Consider the following 22990-nt stretch of genomic DNA (forward strand, 5'->3'; position numbering starts at 1 on the left):
ATTTAATTTCTGTTTTGCAAAAGTATCCACATTTGTTTTATAACTGGCATTCCGGTTCTGGGATTATTCCAAATAATTACCGCCCAGTAAGTATCAGTAGGTAAAGATTTCTTAAAATTGTCTTTTCCGGACCATTGGTAATTGGTGATGGGTTGATCGGGCTCAAAAACCTTTTTACCAAATCTGTCAAAAATCTGTAACTGCGTAATATTATAACTTTTTAATTTTGAAAAATCCCAGTAATCATTAACTCCATCACCGTTTGGGGAAAAGAAATTCGGAAGATCTATGTTGTTTGACAATGACAGCAAAATTATTTCTTTTACAATATAGCAGCCGGAAGGTGCTGAAATTTTTAAATATACTTTTCCGAGAGTTGTTTGAAAAGAGCTGGGTGAAAAAATGATTTTGGTTAAGGCACTATCTTCATAAAAATCATATTGATTATTATCCAGATTAATAATTACTTTGGTGAGATCATAAGTGGCAGTTCCATTATTTTCAACAACTGGATATATTTCATTAATTATTTCTGCAGTGGGTTTCAGGTTAACGAATACGGTAGCTTTAACTGTTTCACACAGTCCGTTTGTAGCATTACAAATTCTATAAACAAAGCGATCATTCCCGGAAAACCCCTCATTTGGAGTATATTTTAAAGAAAAATTATTGATGGTAACAACTCCATTGAAAGGCTGACTAAGAATTTCTAACTTCGCAACTGCAGTATTTTGGTTGGGCGCCGAGAATGTAGGTGTAATTTCCAAAGTATTGCAAATAGAACCGAAATCTTTATTAATAACAGTGTAGGGACAATTGACAACAGTAATACTGTTTGTAATGTATTTCAAACCTGAGTAAGTTAAAACACAAGTGTAATTTCCTGGTTGAGCAGGTACAAAAGTTTCGCTATTCGCGCCGGGAATATCCACGCCGTTCAATTGCCATTGAATAAGATCAAAATCGATATTATTGAGAGACAACAACATGCCTTCTTCTATACAGTTTCCATTAACGGTAATGACAGGATCGTTGCTGTAACTCACGACACTTCCGGCATAACCGGAATATTCTACCCCTTCGATCTTATTAATTCCTCCAACAAAATCGATGTTTAAACTTTTATCAGACTCGATGATTACATTTCCTTTTAAATTTTGTACCGTATTATATTTCCACCTGGGTTTACTGGTAATATCGGTTCCACCGGAAACTACATTCCCATTAACCTTTATGTTTGCGTTTTTCTCTGATTTAATGGAGATTTTACTTCGCATATCAATCGTTCCCAACTTATCAACACTGGACAGTACGACCGTTTTTAACTGATAATCTTTATCTAATGGATATGATAGAAGCATTGCACTTGAACTGCCAACTCGCGGCACATAACCTCTTGGATCTTTGGGCTTGTCGTGAAAAGTAGCGAGTAGTTGATAACAGTAAATGGGTTTATCGGATCTGATGAGCATCGCAGAAGTTGGTATTTTTCTTCCCTCCTCATTGGTAAAGTCCGGTTCATTACTATTGAGATATTTGTTATCTTGATAAGGACCAATATAATGCTGACCTTTGTTCAAAGTTTGAAAGGGAACATTTTCATTATTAAAAAATAACTTCGTATTGTCTTCTGTGGCAACGATCAGCGATTTTTCCATATAAAAATTACCGGCTGACATTCCATTTACTAATAAGTATTCTTTGCCAATTCTATTTACGGGAAGGTTTTGATCTATATTGAGACTGCCTTTTATATCTAATCCTGCATCCTGACTCAAAAAATTACCATTGGAAACAACAATTGGTTTATCAGAAGTCACTGTAGCACCGATGAGATTAGGGTCATAAAAATCATTAAAGCCATCGATAGGTGCATAATTATCTCTTTTCAATGCTGCTACGATATAGGACTGATTTTTATTGAGCGTGATGTTGATTACATCCTGTTTTGAACCATCAGTAAAAACGAGACCTTTGCTGTAATTCTTTATTTTGATATGCGTATCATCAGCATAAGCCATAAAACTTGCCTGATAATTAAAACTGTACGTGCTGTTATCATAAATGATATTTTGATCATTTACAATGAAAAAAGATTTTCCTAAGGCTGTTTTACCTTTAGAAGAAATGATTTCTGTATTGGTACCGTAAAATTTTAAATGAGCATAGAAACTATTTTCGCCAACCAGATGCAAACCTGCATTAAGATTTTTCATCGTATCTGCTATATTGTCAGCCAAAACAGCACCTATTTCATTTCCCAAATTGTATTCTACAGGATTATTTTTACTCAAGACGACCGTTCCAATAACTTGGTCGGCATTATAAATAAATACTTTAAATGGGGTGATTTTATCAGTGGATAAGGAAACGACAGCGTTGCTAATATCACCACCTGTTTTGTAGACTGGCGGAAACCAATGTTCTAAATCTAGTTGGGCTTTTAAGTGATTTTGTATGAATAAAAAAATTATTATTAAAAATATTTTTTTCATATAAATTTATTTACAACTCAATAATTTGATATTACTTTTAATATGAAAAAATATAATTTATTACTAATTATTTAAGAAGCTTGTTAAATATAATCGCAAGCTTAAAAGTTTTTCTGATCGACAACAAAACTTACTAAAAATTATTTACGAACCCGCTTTGGTTTCTTCGCTTCCTCTTTTGCTTTGGCATCATCGATGGTTTTCCGGGCAGCATCAAAGAGCGTATCGTCTGATTCATATTTTACTTCTTCATATGCTGGAGAATCCAGAAAAATATCCTGCCATTTTCGAAGTCTGTCTTTAGTATTCCAGTTAAAATCGGGGAAAAATCTTTTCTCGCGCGCAATTTGACTCATCGGATAAATATCGGTATTTGCACCGATGTTGCAGGAAATGACCTGAACTTTTCGATCTTCAAAAAGCGCTTCAATGGTTCCACACGTTGATAACGCAACACCGATCCGCTCTACTTCTTTGGTCTTTTCGTTCGGCTCATCTGCATAAGTAATTGCCTGTGCATTCCCGATTACTTTTGCGAGATTCACTTCATTATTCTTGTAGTAAACAGTCATCAATTTTCCCTTGACCTGATTGAATTCATCTTTTTTATTCAGAGAATCTGCTTTGGTTATCGCGAACGCATTTCCGATCACTCTCAAGGAATCAATAAACTCATTTTGGGTATCGAAATAGGCTTCTATTTTGTCACCCGTAACTTGTTTCTCTCCACTCCAGGCGATCGGTTTTCCGAAAAGATTCATGATTCCGTCGGTTTCATTAAAACTTAAAGAATCTGCTCTAACCTGAATATTTGATTTGAACATTCTGGATTTTTTATAAGCTCGCAGAAAACTTTTTTTCTTTAGCGGATCTTGAGTGTCGATCTTTTGATACGCCAAAATTCTTTCTGCGGAAAAATACATTGAATCCTTCTCTAAAATTTTCACTGCATAAGGTTTATCAGTCATCATGGCAGAATCTTTTTTCTCAAAGATCTCACCGTAACCCCCTTTCATATATCGCTTTTCCTGAGGATCACGAAGCGTTACATTTCCTTTTCCTGTTCCAAATCCGGTGATTTGATTGAAGTAAAGATCATCGCCAGTCAAAATTTTACCGTTGTAATTAATGCGGGAATTTTTCTTCAGATATACTTCTTTGGAATTCATATTATAAGTTCCTTTTTCAGTATAGATCTGATTGGCGCTATTTTTTTTATTAATGATGGTTGTTGGACCGTTGAAAGTTGCCGTATTGGTGTTTTGGTTCTGAATGATATTCACGCCTTCTACGGTGTATTCAGCGTTATCAATTTTTACATTTCCGGTAAAATCGATCAAACGACTTGTTAAATCATAATTTGCCGATTTGGTATACATCACATTTCCATCTTTGGAAATAGTTCCGCCGGTATTGAAATAAGCATTGTTTGAAAGGCGGTCGTAGTAGAGCGTTTCAGTTTTGATGGTTTGTCCGGGATCGGTAAGAACTACGTTTTTACGCGCAATTCCTTTTTGTGTATTTCCGTCGTATTCCATTTCACCGGATGTAATTACAGAACCATCGGCATTTTTCAGCGTAACATTTCCGATCGCTTTAACGAAATTTTGCTCCCGATAGAAAATTACTTCATCAGCAGTAAGCGTTGAACCTTGATGCAGAAACTGAACATTACCGGAAAAAAAAGGGTTATCGTCGTATTTACCTTTTACGATCCCAAAAGTGTCGGAGTGAATCAACTTTACCTTTTCACCCTGCGTTTTAGCATCATTATTCTGGTTAAAGAATACATCTTTAACTACAGGAACTTTGGGTTCTGTAGGAATTTGCGCAAAAATAGTGGCACTGATGAAGAGAAAAAAAACGAAAAGATATTTCATTAATTCTTTTTGGTTCCATAAAAATAGAGTGAGTGTGAAGCAATATCTACACCAAAAGTACTTTCGATGGCATCCTTAATTCCCTGAATTCTGGGGTCACAAAACTCGATGATCTCTTCGATTTCTTTGTCAGATCCTTTTTTATAAATGACCAAATGATCATGCTGTTTATCGAAATAGGATTTTTCGTAGGAAGAAGAAGTCAGTGTTTTCTCCCCAAACTGATGCTTTCTGATCAGTCCTGCATCCAGAAAAATTTCGATGGTGTTATAAATGGTCGCCTTGGAAACATGATATTTCTTCTGCATCATCAAAAGATAGAGATCATCTACATTGAAATGATGTTCCATCGAATAAATTTCTTCTAAAATCGTGTAGCGTTCAGGTGTGTTTCTAAAACCTTTATCCATCAGATATTGTCTTAGAACGTCCTTAATTGTTGTGATATTTAGCTCTCTATGATTGGCTTCCATTAAAAATTATTAGGTACAAATTTATCGAATTTTAAATTAATGCCTTTTGCACCATTAAATTAGAATTTTCCTATTTTTCAGAATTATAATGTCTGAAATTTACCAGTTGTATTTTTTTGTTAATAACCTTTTGATCCAGTATTGGTGCAGATTCTACCACTACATTATGAGACGAAATTCCCCACGCTTTGAAGTCATCGCTGCCGATATATTTCACAAAATTGTAAATATTGAGTGTAATTTTCTCCTTCACCGTCAACAAAGTATCGTTGATATAGGTGTTATCGATGATCACATATTTTAAATCTGGCGGAATATTATGCGCTCTCAACGACGGATGACTGCTTCGGGTAGGAATACTTCCCTCTTCCATCATGTCTGCCAAAACATCATCGAAATAATCATTGATTCTTCTGTCGATCTTAAATCCGAGCAAGAAATTAATTCGATAAATGGTTCCAGGCATAATTTCATCTACATTATATTTAAAAGTAAAAGGATCTTCCTGATTGATAATATTTAAGATAAAATAGTGATCTGCTCTTTTCGGTTGTTTTCGCAGAATTGAATAAATTATTTTTGCTTCTACCTCATCTTCTCTTTTCGCACGACTCAAAAATGCAAGATTGGTCGCATATTTGGGAATGGTTTCGTCGAGTTTTAAATCTTTAATAATTGAAACATACTTGCTCAACTTCACAAATTTGATGAATTTTGTTTTGATCAATCGTCCGTTGTACCATGCGTACATGCATACACCGATAAATCCTGCCAAAACGACTGTGATCCATCCTCCTTCAAAAAACTTAATCACATTTGCGCTGAAAAAACCAAGCTCGATTGATAGATAAACCAATCCGAAAGCTAAAATTATAAATTTATTGATCCGTTTTTTATATAACCAGAAAGCAAGTAAAACTGTAGTCATCAACATGGTTATTGTGATTGATAAACCGTAAGCAGCTTCCATTTTCCCGGATTCTTTAAAATGTAAAACCACGATCAGACATAGTATTAAAAGGCCCCAGTTGATTTTGGGAATATACATTTGACCTTTCACCCCGGAAGGATAATCGATCTCCTGATTGGGCCAAAAATTGAGAGACATTGCTTCAGAAAAAATAGTGAACGATCCCGTAATCAAAGCCTGACTTGCAATAATTGCTGCCGCTGTTGCTATGATAATTCCGGGGATCAGCATCCATTCCGGCATTACACCAAAAAAAGGATTTATACCACCGTTGTGAACGAGATCATAATTTTTTAAAACCCATGCACCTTGTCCAAGATAATTTAAGATCAGCATTACTTTCACAAAGATCCAGCTTACTCTAATATTCTTTGCCCCGCAGTGACCAAGATCCGAGTACAACGCTTCTGCTCCTGTCGTACAGAGAAAAACGGCCCCTAAAATAACGATCGCACTTGGTGAATGCACGATTAATTTGTAGGCGTAATACGGATTAAATGATTTTAGAATACTTAAATCATCCACTAAATGTGACAATCCTAAAGCACCTAAAATTAAGAACCAAATAACCATTACAGGACCGAATAATTTACCGATAGAATTCGTGCCGAACTGCTGCACTGTAAAAATCACAATTAAAATGACAGACGTAATCGCTACAACTGGTGTATGCGGATTATATATTTTCAGACCTTCAATTGCTGAAATCACAGTTAGAGAAGGCGTTATAACACCATCTGCAACTAATGCGGATGCGCCGATCATCGCAATGAGATAGAGCCAGCCTTTTTTAATATTTTTGATGAGAGAAAAAAGTGCCAAAATTCCGCCTTCACCTTTGTTATCAGCACGAAGCGCGATCATCACATATTTCACGGTAGTTTGTAAGGTGAGTGTCCAAATGATACAGGAAAGTGCACCTTCGATATATTCATCGAACGGCATATTACCACCATTAGTTCTTGCGTTCACAATGGCTTTCATTACATAAAGAGGAGATGTTCCGATATCGCCGAAAACGATGCCGAGAGAGACTAAAACGCCAATCGTGGTGAGTTTTCGGGTATTAATATGTTGACCTCCTTCAATTGTTGCAGACATTCAATAATATTTAGGATGCAAATTTAGATTAAAAACCAATTCTGAAATGATTTTTTGAAAAAAAAACTAAAAAAAAACTCTCTTTCGAGAGTTTTAATTTTTTATGCTTTGATGTACATGGCATTTTTAATTTCTTCCTTCACTTTCTCCAGTTTCGGGAACCATTCTGCGAAAAGAGCAGAAGAATATGGAGCCGGCGCATCGGGAGTGGTAATTCTCTTGATCGGCGCATCTAAATAATCAAATGCTTTTTGCTGAACCATATAAGTAATTTCTGAAGAAACCGAACCAAATGGCCACGCTTCTTCTAAAATAACCAGGCGATTTGTTTTCTTCACCGATTCGATCACGGTATCAAAATCTAATGGCCGAACCGTACGAAGATCGATCACTTCTACAGAAATACCTTCTTTTTCTAAATCTTCAGCGGCTTGTAGCGCCAATTTCATAATTTTTCCAAAAGAAACCAAAGTCACGTCTTTTCCTTCTTTTTTAATATCTGCTTTTCCGATCGGAAGATAATATTCTTCTTCAGGAATTTCCATTTTGTCACCATACATTTGTTCAGACTCCATGAAAATTACCGGATCATTGTCTTGAATTGCGCTTTTTAAAAGGCCTTTCGCATCATAAGGATTTGAAGGAACGATCACTTTTAAACCAGGAATATTGGCAAACCAACTTTCCAAAGCTTGAGAGTGTGTTGCTCCCAATTGACCTGCAGAAGCGGTTGGACCACGGAAAACGATAGGACAGTTCCATTGACCACCACTCATCTGACGAATTTTCGCAGCGTTATTGATAATCTGATCAATTCCTACCAAACAAAAATTAAAGGTCATATATTCTACGATCGGTCTGTTTCCGTTCATGGCAGAACCAATTGCGATCCCTGTAAAACCAAGTTCAGCGATCGGTGTATCGATTATTCGTTTTGCACCAAACTCATCTAACATTCCTTTAGAAGCTTTGTAAGCGCCATTATATTCTGCTACTTCCTCACCCATCAAATAGATAGATTCGTCTTTTCGCATCTCCTCACTCATTGCCTGCGCAATCACTTCTCTAAAAGTATATTCCTTCATAATAGATTGAAAAATTAAAGTACAAAAGTAAAGATTTTTTCGCAAACCATTAAACGATACGCACAAAAAAAAGCAACTCTTTCGAATTGCTTCTGTTCAAAATTTAATTTGAAATTATTTTACCTGATACCAGGTTTGGCTTCTTCCGATGAATGAGAATCCGATAAATCCTCTAACATTTAGTTTGTCACCATCTTTCGTAATAGTACATTTATAAGTTTTTCCTGTTTTTGGATCAGTGATCGTACCACCGGTAAATTCATTACCATCTTTTTTCATGTCGCGGATCACTTCCATTCCTAAAATTGGTTTATTCTTTCTGTCATCTTTACAATCGATGCAATTTGCATGTTCAGGTTTGATGAGAAGTTGAACCACTTTTCCGTAATATTTACCATCGGCTTTTTTGGAAATTTCTACGATAGATTTTGCCTGTCCCGTTTCGTCGTCAATGGTTTTCCATTTTCCTTCGATTTGAGCATAAGAAAGTGTTGCAAACATAAGCGCAACGAAAGAGAAAATTATTTTTTTCATTTTTAAAATTGTTTTAATTTTTAGTTGGATAAAAGTAACTAAAAAAAGTTAAATACCAAATTATTAATTATTCTTAGCATACTTTACAAAATAGATACCACAAAGTTAAAAATCAAAAAATTATTGAAGTAATAAACCTAATTTAGTTTTCTATTGATAACGCGATCCATATAATCTTGATACCAGGCTTTACCTTTTAACTCTCCCAATTTTATTTCTGGCGTATTCACTTTTCCCAGAAGATTATTCTGATAGCCTAAATCTTTGAAATCATAGATCCCTGTAAAATTTTTACCATCAAAAAGATAAATGTAATTACCGATGATAAACTGCTCTACTCCACTGGAATTCACGATAATTGATTCTTCATTTTTATCTGAAACCAAACTTCTGCCCCAACTTCTTATTTTTTTATTATAGCCCATTAAATCAGCTAAAGTAGGATAAATATCAATTTGTTGTGCCGGACTTGTAATTTCACCTTTCAAATTATATTTCGGATTCGGCGAATAAAACAAGATCGGAATTGCAAAACGGTTCATTGCTTTTTCATATTCCGGATACCCAGTCTGATTCGTATGATCAGCAACTAAAACAAAAATAGTATTGTTATACCACGGCATTTTCTTCGCCGTTTCAAAAAACTTTTTCAGTGAATAATCAGTATAACCGATCGGTTCGTCAATTTCTAAAGGACCTTTTTTAAATTTTCCCTGGTATTTTTCCGGAACTTTAAAAGGATGATGCGACGAAACTGAAAACAAAGTCGCCATAAAAGGAGATTTTTTCCTGTTCAAAGTATTTGCAAAAAACTGGAAAAAGGGTTCATCCCAAATCCCCCAAATCCCATCGAAATCAGCATCGTTGTTATATTCTGTCTTCCCATAATAATGTTTGAAACCCAAAATATTTCCAAAGCCCAGAAAGCCCATCGAACCATTCGGAGCACCATGAAAGAAAGAAGTGTCATAACCCATTTCATTGGAAATAGAAACTATAGACTGAATTTTTTGATTGGAATAAGGTGAACTCGTAAAAGCATCTTTCAAACTCGGAATGCCGGCAAGAACCGAACTCATTCCGTGGATCGACTGTCTTCCATTTGCAAAAGCATTCGTCGCAATTAAACTTTGAGTCGCCAAACTGTCGAAAAAAGGAGTGTAAGAAACAAAGTTTTTAATGTTGGTATTTTTGTTAAATGCACCGGAATATTCTTTACCGAAACTTTCGAGAATAAAAATAACGATATTCGGTTTGGGTTCTACATTTTCCCGAACATACAATTTATAAGGTTTGATGTTCTCATCAATGAATTTTTGATCTACAAAGTGAACTTCTTTAAAATTATTGGTATCAATGGTTCTGAAAAAGGAGAAAACGCTGTTCAAAACAACATTTGCCTGAAGAGGATTTTTCACAAAGCGATTCGCATCTACCAGATTAATCGGTCGTGTTGAATGTTTGAAATCACCGCGAATTCCGCCCACGACCAACGTAGCAATAATGCATAAACTAACGATCGAAGAGATGAAATAGACTGCTTTTTTTTCGGGTTTGAATTCTTCAACTTTTACTTTTTTATAAAGGAAGATCCAAAAAATCATCATGACTACGAACCAAAAAATAACAAATGGATGTTCTATAACCGAAAGAATGAATATTTTTCCTAAATTATTTTCATGCTGTGCGACGTTCATAGCAGCCGTTGTTAGGCGCGCCTGGGAAAATTTGTAATAAATAAAATCACCGAAATTCATTCCATAAGCAATTCCATTTGTAATAAAGTAAAGGTAAAATAGAAATTTTTGGTAAACCTTTTTGGTATTGATAAGAACAGGGATCAAACTCAAGAGAATAAAAAGCGAGTTCACGTACAAAATTGCTGTGGTATCAAAAGCAAATCCATGGAAGGAAATGCTTAAATAGTCTGAAACAGAATCGATTTTGATGAGATCCTTATTAAAAAACCAAAATAAAAAACGCGCGATCTGATAGAAGAAATACGCCAAAAATATTCGGTAAAAAAGGGTGAAGAGTTCCTGTAATCTTATTTCTTTCATGAAATTGATTCAAAATTAGGGTACAAATTTACATTAAATTCACCTTTCCTTATTAATTCGTTTTTTCATTTGTAATGCTAACATCAATTTTAATAAAAACCTTACTTTTGCTCTTATGAACTTTATTAAAAATAATCTCGCAAACGCTTTTACGCTCGCCAATTTATTTTCCGGCAGTATTGGTGTGATTCATTTAATTACGGGGAATTATAAGATTACTGCTATTTGTATTATTCTATCTTTAATTTTAGATTTTTTCGACGGATTTATTGCAAGAGCGTTGAAATCGAATTCTAATTTAGGAGCACAACTCGATTCTCTTGCCGATATGGTGAGTTTTGGTTTGCTTCCCGGAATTGTGATGTATAAAGCATTAGAACCTTTTGGAAACCAATTATTCGGAATTGAACTTCCTTTTGATATTAAATATTTTGGGTTATTTATCACCGTTTTTTCCTGCTTAAGATTGGCGATTTTTAATTTAGATGAAGAACAAACTTATTATTTTAAAGGTTTAAATACGCCTTCAAATACAATTTTAATCTTTGGAATTTTCTATCTTTTAAATGTTTATGGTTCAAGACCAATGGAATCGTCGTCTAAATTTTTACTTTTTATTTTTGAATATATTGATTTATTTTTACTCGCCTTAACCTTCATTAGTTCTTGGCTTTTAATAAGTCCAATAAAAATGATTGCCATGAAATTCAAATCGATGAAATTAGAAGATAATTATCCGAAAATCGCTTTATTAATCGGATCAATTTTAATTTTAGCAATTTTCAGAATCGTGGGAATTCCACTTGTCATTATTTATTATATCTTGATCTCCATTATTTTTCAGAAACAACTAAAATAGATGTTAGAAGTTAGATGAAAAAGTCATCAAATCAACTCATTATCAAATTTTCAAATTAAAATAAATGAATTTAAAACTCCATAAACCGCTTTGTATTTTTGATCTTGAAACTACCGGAATCAGTGTTGCAAAAGATCGAATCGTAGAAATTTCTATTCTTAAAGTGAATCCAGATGCGTCGCGCGAAAGCAAAACCTGGCTCGTAAATCCTGAAATGTTTATTCCAAAAGAATCTACAGCTATTCACGGAATTACTGACGAAAGAGTTAAAGACGCACCAAAATTTAAAGAAATAGCATCAAAGGTTTTAGAAATGATTTCAGGCTCCGATCTGGGCGGATTTAATTCAAACCGTTTTGATGTTCCGCTTTTGGCCGAAGAACTTTTGCGTGCAGGGATCGATTTTGATTTAAGTAAATTCAAACTTGTAGATGCTCAAACAATTTTCCATAAAATGGAACCTCGGAATTTGACTGCCGCTTATCAATTTTATTGCAAAAAAGGTTTAGAAAATGCGCATTCTGCAGAAGCCGATGTTTTAGCAACGTTTGAAGTTTTAGACGCACAAGTTGGACATTACGATGAACTTCCAAATGATATTGCGGGTTTAAGCGAATTCTCTTTCCACAATAAATTTGCTGATCTGGCCGGATTTATCGCTTTTGATGAAGATGAAAAAGAAATTTTCAGTTTTGGAAAATACAAAGGACAAAGAGTAAAAGACGTTTTTCAAAAAGATCTGGGTTATTATGGATGGATTCAAAATGCTGATTTTCCTTTGTACACCAAGAAAATCCTGACAGGAATTCAGTTAAGAAGTAAATTTTAAATTCTGTAAATACCTCTTTATGGCATCACTTGTTAAATTTAAATATTACACCAACAGTCTTGAAGCCAATCGCGACAAGCAGATCTTAAAGAATAATGGTCTCGAAAGTTTTATTGCCAATGAACAAACCATTCAGTCAGACTGGCTTTTGTCCCAAGCTTTGGGCGGAATTCAACTTCAGGTTTTTGAAGATCAAAAAGAAAAAGCAACTGAAATTTTAAAGAATTTCTTAGAAAACGAACATACTTCCTTAGAAGTTGAGCATACGATCTCGAATCCTGATTTCAATTTTACCTGTCCGAAATGTGGATCAAATCATTTGTACCGCGACGAAAATCCCGGTGGATTGTTTGGTGTTTCGCTATTGGTATTAGGATTTCCGATCAAGGCTCCGAGTCATCTTTACCATTGCTATTACTGCGATAATGAATTTCAAACTTAAGCTTTAACAATAGAAAAAACTCAATTTTAAAAATATTTATATCGCTATGAAAATAATTTGCATCGGCCGAAATTACGCTGAACACGCCAAAGAATTGGGAAATGAAATCCCGGAAAATCCCGTTATTTTTATGAAACCCGACACGGCAGTTCTAAAAAAAGGCAGCGATTTCTATATTCCTGAATTTTCAAATGACATTCATTACGAACTGGAAGTTGTTTTGAAAATATCAAAAGGTGGAAAATATATTCAGGCAAAAAACGCCGATAAATATTATGATGAAATTGGTTTGGGAATCGATTTCACAGCGAGAGATCTTCAAAGCAAATTAAAGGAAAAAGGACTACCGTGGGAACTGGCGAAAGGTTTCGATGGCAGCGCAGTGCTATCTGACTTCTATAAAAAAGAAGATTTCGACATGAAGAATCTTAATTTTTCTTTATTAAAAAACAAAGAAAAAGTTCAGGAAGGTAATACTTCAATGATGCTTTTTTCTCCGGAAAAAATTATCGAATTTGTATCGCAATATTTTACTTTGCGGGTAGGAGATTTAATTTTTACCGGAACGCCAAAAGGAGTTGGTAAAGTATCAGAAAATGATATTTTGGAGGCTTTCCTCGAAGATAAAAAAGTTTTTGATCTAAGAATTCAATAAGGCTCAAAAAACAAAGCTAATACCTGATTTAAGACACTTCTTTTTTTACTACGGAAAAAATACCGTAACTTTAGTCAACAAAATTAAACACCATGGTTAATATTATTTTACCTGTAGATTTCGGAGATTCTACTGAGGATTTGCTAAAAGGAGCAATAAAATTCGCAAAAGAAATCAAAGGCAAGCTTTGCCTGATTCATGTTGCACCTGCAGACATTGGTTTTGCAATTGGCGATATGGGATTTCAATATTTCCCCGAAGTGGAACATAATGAAATCAAACAAGAACTTTTAAGTCTTAATAATCTTCAACAACGTATTTTAGCAGAAGGCGTTGATTGTGAACATTTGCTGAAACAAGGTATCGCGGGAGATATTATTTTAGATTTTGCAAAGGAAAAAAATGCAGGATATATGGTGATGGGTTCCCACGGAAGAAGCGGAATCTATGACGTATTTATAGGAAGTTTGACCAAAGAATTAACTCGACGCGCAACCATTCCAGTTTTGGTAATTCCTGTTCACTAAGCACCTGCAATTTTTAAAAAAAATAAATCCCGAAATTATTGCAATTTCGGGATTCTTATAATAAAAATAGGTATCAATTATTTAACTCTCCTTTTTATAAATTTTTGGGTCGTAGTATGGAAAATGACCTTCTGTAGGAGAATGATATTCTCTGTCTTTGTTATTGCCTAGCGTAGAGATCAAAACATAGCACCAATAACAGAATACTGTAGTTGCTGCGAAGAATAAAATCCAGTTTACAAAATTTCCCGCAAAATCAAAAAAGCCGAAAGACCATTTGAAAAAATCACTTATTAACAGAAATATAGACGTCATTATTTTCCTTTTTTAAATTAACTTTGTACAAATTTATAAAAAATGTTTCGAATACTTTCAAAAGAAAGCAATATTTTTTCAATACCTGTTTACATTGGCGTTCTTCTCTTAATTGTGATCGGATTCAACTTTCTCGATTTCAATACCTTAGATCTTTTTTCGGCGATCATTACTTTTGCAGGAATTGCTCTGGGTTATTTCTGTTTTAATGCGATTGCGCTCAATTATCAAACACATCTTCCTTTATTTTTATATACGGTTATTATTTTCTCCTTATATCTTGGTGACCTGGATATTGGTATCGCTGTTTCGCTTTTTACCAATTCGATCATTCTACTGCTTTTAACGAATATCGATATGGTCGTTCGGAAAAATTCCTATATTTTGGTAGGGGCGATTTTAGCCATCAATTTTATTTTTCTACCAACAACCTGGCCGATGACGCTTTTTGTAATTCTACATATTATTGGGACTTCAGATAAAGTCGGGTTGCATTTCTTCCGTTTGATATTTGGAATATCTCTAATTGCAATGTCTTATTTTGGAATCGCTTATTTTTTAGGAATGAATTCCTGGAATCCGGTTTATTTTCCTTTTGGTCAATTTGAAATCTCCAAACATCTTATAAATCTGATCTGGCTTCTGCCCATTGGCTTACTGTTGCTTCACGCAGTGATGGATCATTTCAGGAATTTCAATCAAAAAAGTCCGACAAGTAAATTTAAATATACTTTTCTATTGATTTTTTCTTTAGCCCAATTAATTACCATTGTTCTATATATGGGAAATCATTACGAATACTTACTTTTGCTCGCGCTTCCTACTTCGATAATAGTAAGTAGAATGCTCAAATTTCTGCCCACATACTGGATGAAAGAAACGGGACTTTGGTTGATTATTTTCTCTCTCGTCCTTTTCAAACTCGCCAATTATTTCAAATTTAATATTTAATAACAATGATTCAAATTGAAGATAAATTAATTTCTGAAGATGTTTTTTCTGAAGAATTCGTGTGTAACCTCAGCAAATGCAAAGGCGCATGTTGCGTAGCGGGAGATGTTGGAGCTCCTTTAAATAAAGCCGAAACCATAATTCTTGACCGAATTTTTGACCAGGTAAAACCCTATTTACGTCCGGAAGGCGTTAAAGCTCTGGAAGAGCAGGGAACTTGGGCGATTGACCCTCAAGATGGCGATTATGTAACTCCAATGGTCAATGGAGCAGAATGCGCTTATGTAATTTTTGATGAAAAAGGAATTACGAAATGTGGGATTGAAAAAGCCTACGAAGACGGCGCCGTAGATTGGCAAAAACCGATTTCCTGCCACCTTTATCCGATCCGTGTAGATGAATACAGAACTTTTACGGCATTTAATTACCACAAATGGGAGATCTGCAACGATGCCTGTATTTTAGGAAAAGAGCTAAAGGTTCCTATTTATAAATTTTTAAAAACCCCTTTGATCCGAAAATACGGCGAAGATTTTTATATAACACTTTGCAATGCAGCCGATGAATGGAAAATCGAATACGGTTCCTAAATTTCCTAACACAAATACTACGAATGTTCTCACAAATTTCACCATTCATTTTCATCATTAAAACTTATACAGATTTCAAAATAGTCTTTTTTGTGAAAAATATTTGAGTCACTTATGTTTAAGTCAAAAAAAATCCGTCTCATTGCTGAAACGGATTTTGTTTTTATTAAAGTAAAATTACTTTTTCAATTCTTCTAAAAACTCGTCGTGAGAGATTTTAGTTTCTTTTTTAGTGGCTTTTTCTAAAATTACATCTTTCAACTTAGCCATACCAACTTCTGAAGAAATCTGACGAACCTGCTCCGGATCTTTCAACATTTCCACAGCATATTTTTGAACTTCATCATCACCTAAATGGTGAATTCCGTAGATCGCTAACTGATTTCTTACCAATTGTTCTGCTTGTGATAAAACGTCAGAATACTCTAATTTAACTTCGTTGTCGTTCATCAATTTACCTTCCAAAATCTGGTATTTCAATTGATTTTTTTCAGCTTCCAAAATTTCTTTAGCCTGGTTTTCATCATTAATGTTTGCATTGCTGTACATTAACCATTTTACCAAAAATGCTTCCGGAAGTTTCACTTCTTCTTTTTCGTTGATCTGCTCCAAAACTTTGTTTACGAAATGTACATCTGCATTTTGCTGAAAATATTCATCCAACTCAGTTTTCACTTTCGCTTTCAGTTCTTCTTCAGATTTCACAGTATCTTTTCCGTACACTTTATCGAATAGATCCTGATTCAATTCAGCTAAGTTCAAACCGAAGAAATCTTTTACTTTCACTTCGATCTCGTTGTGATGTAAATGCTCAACTTCTTCTGCATTGAAACTTAATTCCTTTGCCAACTCTTCGTTCGCAGCCAGATCAGCTTTTGAAACTTTCACTGATTCGTCTTTTTTCAAAGATTTCACCAATTCGAAAGCCACTTTTTTAGTCGCATCGATCGTGATATTTTTTGGTGCGTGCTGGTGTTCTCCTTCTGCTCCTTCCTCAACAACCTGGCTGATCTCTAAAGCGATGGTAGAATCCTCTGCGATCATATCTTGCGGAACCTGCTCAGCAAAACGCTTCTGCATGTTCTCGATACTTTGTCCGATCTCTTTGTCAGAAGCTTCTACCTTGTAGTGCGGCGCTTCATATTTAGAAAGATCAATTTTGAATTCTGGTTCATAACCTACTTCAAAAGCAACAGACAACTGTTCTGCGTTGTGATTTAATTCTTCAACAGGTTGCGGAACCGGCTGACCAACCAATCTGAAATTATTATCGTTAATATAACCGTTCAAAGCTTCAGAAACCTGTTTGTTGATCTCTTCAAAAGCAATACCTGCTTCATATTGTTTTCTCACCATGCTCAATGGCACTTTTCCCTTTCTGAATCCGGGAACTTGTGCATTTTTCGCAAAGTTGTGCAATTGCTTTTCAACTTTTTCTTTGTAATCCGACTTATCTAATGTAACGGTAAGTAAAGCACTTACGTCGTCATGATTTGTAGCTGTAACGTTCATTATAATTAATTGAAATTTTAGGTTGCAAAAATAGGAATTTTTTTTTAAAAGTTGAGGACGATAAAATGCTAATAAACGTTAAAAATCAATTGATAAGCTTAAATTTTGGAAAGTTGCAACCTGAATCAGGTTACGGAAAAGTAAAAAGTGTTTACGAGTCACGCTTTCCTCCTTAAATTTTACCGTCCCCAATTTTAGAATGTTTTGACCAGTTTGAAACTGATGTTTCTGCCCATGTTGTAAATGCCAAGATGTCCGTTGGGCGACGATGAATATTCCTCGAAATATTTTAATCTGCTCAAATGATCCTGATAGGCAACATCAAATAAATTATTTGCCAGAAAATAAACATCAACAATGTTGGCGCCATTTCTGTCTTTTAAGGACGTTCCAAAACCAAGATTAATGAGAGAATAACCTTTCGTTGGCGTTTCTGTATCGTCATAACTGTAAACTCTGTCCTGCGTTGCCGTGTACTGCAACTGCAATTTTAAAAATGTTTTAGAAAATAGATTTGAATTTTCCAGCAGATCATAACGCAGTTCTGAAACTAAACGAAATGGAGGCATCTGCGGTACATATTTATTGTCATTATTTCTTTCGGCGCCGGTAAAACTTTTATTGTCCCCATAGATCAAAGAGGCAGAATTTTCGAAATGTAAATTTTTAATGATATGAAAATCAATATTACCTTCTAAGCCGTAGAGTAAAACTTTTCCCTGCTGGAATTTATAAGTTGGGTATTCCTGACCACCGTTTTCACTTAAGATATCAGTTCCGTCTGCATTCTGTAATCGGGTGTTATAGATGTAATTACTGATCTGATTAACAAATAAACTGGTTCCAATATTCAAAACCTTGGAGGAATAAGTTCCACCGAAATCTGCCTGACTACTAAATTCTGGTTTAAAGGCAGAATTCCCAATTTGGAAAAATCCTGTTCCCGGATGAACTCCGTTTGCAGAAATCTCCGAAATATTCGGGGCTCTGTAACCACGTGCCAGATTGGCTTTTAAAGACCAGCTTCTGTTGAAAATATAACTTCCACCCAAACTTCCCGTCACGCCATCAAAATTGGTAGAATAATTACTAAAAGGCTGGTCTGCACCCACTCTATCATTTCCGTAAACCGGTTCGTCAAAACCACTTACAGGATTAGTTTTCGTAAATAATTCATCATTTTTAAATTTCCGGTGGTCGTAACGGATTCCACCTGCTAAACTCAATTTCTCCCAGTCTTTTTTAATGGAAATAAATCCACCCAGATCAAACTGGCTGTAAGAAGGGATCACAAATTCGGTTCCGCTAAGAACATTATTATTTTGATTCATCCCATTTACCCCAAAAACGATTGCCCATTTATCAAACTCCGGCAAATAATATTTTAAATCATAATTGAAGGTATTCAGTTTTAAAAACAATCCGGGTGTATCTTGATAAGGTTCTTCTGGATGACTGAACTCCCTTCTGCGGCTGCTTTGGTAAGCAAAATTAGCATCTAACCTGCTTTTTCCGAGAAAGAAACTATTTCGAAGGTAGGCTCTGTAATGCTGAACTCTCTGGTGAATCACCGAAATATTGTAAGATGTTAAATCTCTCTGATTTACGATCGGTCGAAAATTATCGGCTTCGGTGATCTGGTTGGTAAATTGTCTGGAAAGAGAATCTCTGCTGCCGTCAGGAATTTCCTGCAGATCATCAAAAAGCGAAACATTCAAATGACTGAATCCCCATTTTTTATGAACGCCGAAAAAAACATTTGCTGCAGTTTCATTAAATCCTGTATTGTAAACTCTGCCGTCGATGGAATTTTTATAATCGATCGCTTGTTTTTTAGAAAATCGACCGCCATATTCGAAACCGTTTTTATTTCCGGTTAAAAATAGTGAACTTCCTAACAGGCGGTTATTGCTTTGGTATTCCGCAAGTGCAGATCCCGATATTTTTCCTTCCGGTCCTGTACTCGTCGGAATTAAATTAACAACACCCGCCAAAGCGTCAGATCCGTACATCAAACTCGCGGGACCTTTAATGATCTCTATTTTATCAATGCCGTAATCATCAACCTCAATTCCATGCTCATCGCCCCACTGTTGCCCTTCTTGCCGAACTCCGTCATATAAAGTCAGAATTCTGTTGAAACCAAGACCTCTAATATAAGGTTTGGAAATATTTGGACCCGTTGTAACCGTGCTTACACCGGGAATTTTTGCGATCGCATCAATAATATTAGTAGAAAGATTGGTGGTGAGATATTCTTTGTTAATACTCACAATTGGCAGAGGTGACTTTTTAATTTGCGTGGCTTTCGAAGAACCGGTAATTACGACCTCCGCGATTTCTGTGGAACTTTTATCTAAATTGAAATCTTCTACAGTTGCTCCCTGTACAGCTACGGTTTGTGAGTAAGATTTGTAACCGGTAACATTTGCTTCCACCAGATATTCTGCGGCTGGAATGTTAGTGAAGGTATAATTTCCCGAGGCATCAGTTAGTATAGAATTGTGCAGGTCGGCGATGGTAATTTTAACTTTCGCGATGGGTTTGTTGGTATTCAGATCGACTACTTTACCTGTTAAAGAGTTCTGAGAATATCCGAAAAAACCAAGAGCCAAGCCAAAAATTAGGCTGATTATATATTTAAAGTTCATTTAATTTTTATTTAAAGTTGCTGCAACAAAAAGAATTTGCTGCAAATAATGGAAACTCATCCCCCGAGAATTTATTTTTAATTTAAATTACAGGAGAATGCCGACAGAAAACACAAAGAGGTTTTCCAAAATATGGAAAGCTAAGTTGTTTTAAACCGGTGAAAATTTTAAATAAAATTGGGTGGACCCCGAAGTTGTAAATAGAAAAACTCCCGTTTCGCAAATCGCTGTTGATACGCAAAAATCTGTTCTTGAAAATCTACACTTTTAGAAAAACTAAACTGAAAATCCTGTGGAACCAGAGAATTTCCGGAGTAAAGAATATGACAGGAAAGACATTCAGAATATGCTTCGGTCATCGTGCTTGTTGTAAAAGTTTTTTCTGATTTTTTAAAATGAAAATCTTTGAAAACCTCCGCACTTCCGTGATGGTGAAAATTTTGAGAAAATAAAGCCACAAAAAGATAAACGCTTCCAAAAAAGGCAGCGAAAATTCTTTTGAATTTTTTTTCTCTAAACATTCTGCAAAACTAGGCATTTTTACCAAATGTTATGCAACAAAGCTTTAATCTTTAAACTTGTTTTCGTAAATTTGTGCTGAAATTTTAATGTATGAAAGAAAGTGCTGTAAAAAAAATTGCAGTTTTTACGTCCGGTGGCGATGCTCCGGGAATGAATGCCGCTTTAAGAGCGGTCGTAAGAACGGCAAGTTATTATAATATAGAATGTTACGGAGTTCGGGAAGGTTACAACGGTTTAATTAATGACGATTTTACGAGAATGGGACCTCGCTCTGTGAAAAATATAATTACAGAAGGCGGCACCATCTTAAAATCTGCACGATCATTAGAATTTAAAACAAAAGAAGGCCGACAAAAAGCTTACGAGAACTGTGTAAAACGCGGCATTGATGGTATGGTTTGTATCGGCGGCGACGGAACTTTTAGAGGTGCAGAAGTTTTTAATAAAGAATACGGAATTAAAGTAATCGGTGTTCCGGGAACGATCGATAACGATATTTTCGGCACGGACAACACGATTGGTTACGATACGGCACTCAATACTGCGATGGAAGCGATCGACAAAATTCGGGACACCGCAACCTCACACAACCGGATCTTCTTTGTGGAAGTAATGGGACGCGATGCTGGTTTCATTGCGCTCAACAGTGGGTTGGCAACTGGCGCGATCGGGATTTTAATTCCAGAAAAGAAAGACAGTATCGAAGATCTTTTTACAAGGTTTGAGAGAGCAGAAAAAGCCGGAAAAGCTTCAAGCATCGTTGTAGTGGCAGAAGGTGAAAAATTAGGAAGTATTTACGATATTGCAAAAGCGACTCAGGCTGGTTTTCCAGATTATGATATTCGGGTTGCGATCTTAGGTCATATTCAGCGAGGAGGATCTCCAAGTTGTGCAGACCGCGTACTGGCAAGTCGATTAGGTTACGGCGCAGTGATCGGTTTGATGGACGGTAAAACGAATATGATGGCAGGAATGCAGTCGAATAAATTAACCTTCACTTCAATTGACGAAGCCATCAAAAAACACAACGAAATGGATCAGGAATTACTAAAAATATCAGAAATTCTCGCAATTTAATTTAACAATAAATTTAATATAAAAATAAAATTATGTCAACAATCAAAGTAGGAATTAACGGATTCGGTAGAATTGGACGTCTTGTTTTCAGAGCAATGGCGGAAAGAGAAAATATCGAAGTAGTAGGAATCAATGACCTTATCAATGCCGAATATATGGCATATATGTTAAAATATGATTCTGTACACGGAGAATTCAAAGGTGAAGTTTCTGTTTCCGGAAATGACCTTATTGTAAATGGAAAACATATTCGCGTAACTGCAGAAAGAGATCCTAACAACTTAAAATGGAATGAAGTAGGCGCAGAATATATCGTAGAATCTACAGGTTTATTCTTATCCAAAGATACTGCTCAAGCACACATCAACGCAGGTGCAAAAAAAGTAATTCTTTCGGCTCCACCAAAAGATGATACGCCAATGTTTGTAATGGGAGTTAACCATAAAGAATTAACAAACGATATCACGATTTTCTCTAATGCTTCCTGTACAACCAACTGTTTGGCGCCAATCGCTAAAGTAATGCATGATAACTTCGGAATTATCGAAGGTTTAATGACAACGGTACACGCAACTACTGCGACTCAAAAAACAGTTGACGGACCCTCAATGAAAGACTGGAGAGGTGGTCGTTCTGCTTTAAACAATATCATTCCTTCTTCTACAGGTGCTGCAAAAGCAGTAGGAAAAGTAATTCCAGCTTTGAACGGAAAATTAACTGGAATGTCATTCAGAGTTCCAACAGCAGACGTTTCTGTAGTTGATTTAACGGTAAGATTAGAGAAAGCAACTTCTTACGAAGAAATCTGTCAGGCAATGAAAGCAGCTTCAGAAGGTGAATTAAAAGGAATTTTAGGATACACCGAAGATGCCGTAGTTTCTCAGGATTTCGTGGGAGAAAAAAGAACTTCAGTTTTCGATAAAGACGCTGGAATCATGTTGTCTCCAAACTTCGTGAAAATCGTTTCTTGGTATGACAATGAAATGGGATATTCTAACAAATTAGCTGATTTGTTGGTACATTCTGCTTCTTTATAAGTAACAAATAATTAGCAATTAGCAATAGGAACCTCTCGAACTTTCGGGAGGTTTTTTTTGTATAATAATTTGGGCAATCCCCTCGCCGACGCAAAACCCACAGCTCGGGTCGGGCTATCCGTTGCAATCTTTTTCGCGGTCTCGTTTGAAACGAGACCGCGAAAAAGGATTTCCACTTCTATCCCTATTGCAAACTACGCAAAGTTGAAAGACTCGGCTCAAAAATTGATGAAAAATTCCGTAATTTGATAAGTTAAACCCGTAGTGCATTATTAAATTATTGAGATTTTAATATTGTTCATATTTCTTTTAAAGACAAATACGTTTACAAGTTGGATAAATGTTAATGCTGTTATTTTACTTAATATTCTGGTTTTAAAACCATTAAAAGATTTTGCATAATTATTTCTGATTTTAAATTGATC

At 35.4% G+C, this 22990-nt stretch carries 20 protein-coding genes and 1 pseudogene; 9 read left to right on the forward strand and 12 right to left on the reverse strand.

Features of this window, described 5'->3' with window-relative positions; translation table 11 throughout:
- Positions 1 to 2: 2 nt before the first annotated feature.
- The 7 genes from OA86_RS13470 to OA86_RS13500 all read right to left on the reverse strand — a co-directional run bounded on the left by OA86_RS13470 (position 3) and on the right by OA86_RS13500 (position 10598).
- Positions 3 to 2495 carry a T9SS type B sorting domain-containing protein gene (locus tag OA86_RS13470; RefSeq protein ID WP_039354340.1) on the reverse strand — a complete coding sequence of 831 codons (2493 nt, stop codon included), beginning with the start codon at positions 2493 to 2495 and terminating at the stop codon, positions 3 to 5.
- A gap of 140 nt (positions 2496 to 2635) precedes the next feature.
- Positions 2636 to 4375 carry an OstA-like protein gene (locus OA86_RS13475; protein ID WP_039354341.1) on the reverse strand — a complete coding sequence of 580 codons (1740 nt, stop codon included), beginning with the start codon at positions 4373 to 4375 and terminating at the stop codon, positions 2636 to 2638.
- Positions 4375 to 4848 carry a Fur family transcriptional regulator gene (locus tag OA86_RS13480; RefSeq protein WP_039354343.1) on the reverse strand — a complete coding sequence of 158 codons (474 nt, stop codon included), beginning with the start codon at positions 4846 to 4848 and terminating at the stop codon, positions 4375 to 4377. Before OA86_RS13480 ends, OA86_RS13475 begins: the two co-directional genes overlap by 1 nt.
- Positions 4849 to 4918: 70 nt before the next feature.
- A complete protein-coding gene (locus OA86_RS13485) occupies positions 4919 to 6919 on the reverse strand; it encodes a KUP/HAK/KT family potassium transporter (protein WP_039354346.1) in 2001 nt (666 codons plus the stop codon).
- Between the two features lie 101 nt (positions 6920 to 7020).
- Positions 7021 to 8004 carry a pyruvate dehydrogenase complex E1 component subunit beta gene (locus OA86_RS13490; RefSeq protein ID WP_039354348.1) on the reverse strand — a complete coding sequence of 328 codons (984 nt, stop codon included), beginning with the start codon at positions 8002 to 8004 and terminating at the stop codon, positions 7021 to 7023.
- A 114-nt stretch (positions 8005 to 8118) separates the two neighbouring features.
- The gene (locus tag OA86_RS13495; RefSeq protein ID WP_039354349.1) at positions 8119 to 8538 is read right to left on the reverse strand and encodes a DUF2147 domain-containing protein; all 420 of its coding nucleotides are present in this window, start codon (positions 8536 to 8538) and stop codon (positions 8119 to 8121) included.
- A 137-nt stretch (positions 8539 to 8675) separates the two neighbouring features.
- Positions 8676 to 10598, reverse strand: a complete 1923-nt coding sequence (locus tag OA86_RS13500; RefSeq protein WP_039354351.1) for an LTA synthase family protein — start codon at positions 10596 to 10598, stop codon at positions 8676 to 8678.
- A gap of 115 nt (positions 10599 to 10713) precedes the next feature.
- Between OA86_RS13500 and OA86_RS13505 the strand changes: the two genes are divergently transcribed.
- The 5 genes from OA86_RS13505 to OA86_RS13525 all read left to right on the forward strand — a co-directional run bounded on the left by OA86_RS13505 (position 10714) and on the right by OA86_RS13525 (position 13910).
- Positions 10714 to 11457, forward strand: a complete 744-nt coding sequence (locus tag OA86_RS13505) for a CDP-alcohol phosphatidyltransferase family protein (RefSeq protein WP_039354353.1) — start codon at positions 10714 to 10716, stop codon at positions 11455 to 11457.
- 64 nt (positions 11458 to 11521) lie between these two features.
- Positions 11522 to 12286: a 3'-5' exonuclease gene (locus OA86_RS13510; RefSeq protein WP_039354355.1), complete on the forward strand. Its 765-nt coding sequence runs from the start codon at positions 11522 to 11524 to the stop codon at positions 12284 to 12286.
- A gap of 19 nt (positions 12287 to 12305) precedes the next feature.
- Positions 12306 to 12728, forward strand: coding sequence for a putative signal transducing protein (locus tag OA86_RS13515; RefSeq protein WP_039354358.1), 423 nt, complete (start codon positions 12306 to 12308; stop codon positions 12726 to 12728).
- A 46-nt stretch (positions 12729 to 12774) separates the two neighbouring features.
- Positions 12775 to 13383: a fumarylacetoacetate hydrolase family protein gene (locus OA86_RS13520; protein ID WP_039354361.1), complete on the forward strand. Its 609-nt coding sequence runs from the start codon at positions 12775 to 12777 to the stop codon at positions 13381 to 13383.
- Positions 13384 to 13475: 92 nt separating this feature from the next.
- Positions 13476 to 13910, forward strand: coding sequence for a universal stress protein (locus tag OA86_RS13525; protein ID WP_039354362.1), 435 nt, complete (start codon positions 13476 to 13478; stop codon positions 13908 to 13910).
- An 81-nt stretch (positions 13911 to 13991) separates the two neighbouring features.
- On the opposite strand, the gene OA86_RS13530 is transcribed toward OA86_RS13525, so the two are convergent.
- Positions 13992 to 14225, reverse strand: a complete 234-nt coding sequence (locus OA86_RS13530) for a hypothetical protein (RefSeq protein ID WP_039354363.1) — start codon at positions 14223 to 14225, stop codon at positions 13992 to 13994.
- A gap of 42 nt (positions 14226 to 14267) precedes the next feature.
- Here OA86_RS13530 and OA86_RS13535 point away from each other — a divergent pair, with 42 nt between their 5' ends.
- Complete coding sequence (locus OA86_RS13535) at positions 14268 to 15176, forward strand: DUF6427 family protein (protein ID WP_039354364.1); 909 nt, start codon at positions 14268 to 14270, stop codon at positions 15174 to 15176.
- A 5-nt stretch (positions 15177 to 15181) separates the two neighbouring features.
- Entirely contained in the window at positions 15182 to 15766 is a 585-nt protein-coding gene (locus OA86_RS13540; protein WP_039354365.1) for a DUF3109 family protein, read from the forward strand.
- A 177-nt stretch (positions 15767 to 15943) separates the two neighbouring features.
- Here the strand turns inward: OA86_RS13540 and OA86_RS13545 are convergent, their stop codons facing one another.
- From OA86_RS13545 to OA86_RS13555, 3 genes are all read right to left on the reverse strand, one after another.
- A complete protein-coding gene (locus tag OA86_RS13545; RefSeq protein ID WP_039354366.1) occupies positions 15944 to 17278 on the reverse strand; it encodes a trigger factor in 1335 nt (444 codons plus the stop codon).
- A 194-nt stretch (positions 17279 to 17472) separates the two neighbouring features.
- A complete protein-coding gene (locus OA86_RS13550) occupies positions 17473 to 19929 on the reverse strand; it encodes a TonB-dependent receptor (RefSeq protein WP_052257532.1) in 2457 nt (818 codons plus the stop codon).
- A 167-nt stretch (positions 19930 to 20096) separates the two neighbouring features.
- Positions 20097 to 20450 carry a hypothetical protein gene (locus OA86_RS13555; protein ID WP_039354367.1) on the reverse strand — a complete coding sequence of 118 codons (354 nt, stop codon included), beginning with the start codon at positions 20448 to 20450 and terminating at the stop codon, positions 20097 to 20099.
- Between the two features lie 91 nt (positions 20451 to 20541).
- Between OA86_RS13555 and pfkA the strand changes: the two genes are divergently transcribed.
- Together pfkA and gap are read left to right on the forward strand one after the other, a co-directional pair.
- Positions 20542 to 21528, forward strand: a complete 987-nt coding sequence (gene pfkA, locus OA86_RS13560; RefSeq protein ID WP_039354368.1) for a 6-phosphofructokinase — start codon at positions 20542 to 20544, stop codon at positions 21526 to 21528.
- 32 nt (positions 21529 to 21560) lie between these two features.
- Positions 21561 to 22565: a type I glyceraldehyde-3-phosphate dehydrogenase gene (gene gap, locus OA86_RS13565; RefSeq protein WP_039354369.1), complete on the forward strand. Its 1005-nt coding sequence runs from the start codon at positions 21561 to 21563 to the stop codon at positions 22563 to 22565.
- A 272-nt stretch (positions 22566 to 22837) separates the two neighbouring features.
- Here gap and OA86_RS16050 read toward each other — a convergent pair.
- Positions 22838 to 22990: pseudogene (locus tag OA86_RS16050) on the reverse strand (IS982 family transposase); the annotation flags it as partial.

Source organism: Kaistella jeonii, from assembly GCF_000812865.1.
Classification (GTDB): Bacteria; Bacteroidota; Bacteroidia; order Flavobacteriales; family Weeksellaceae; genus Kaistella; species Kaistella jeonii.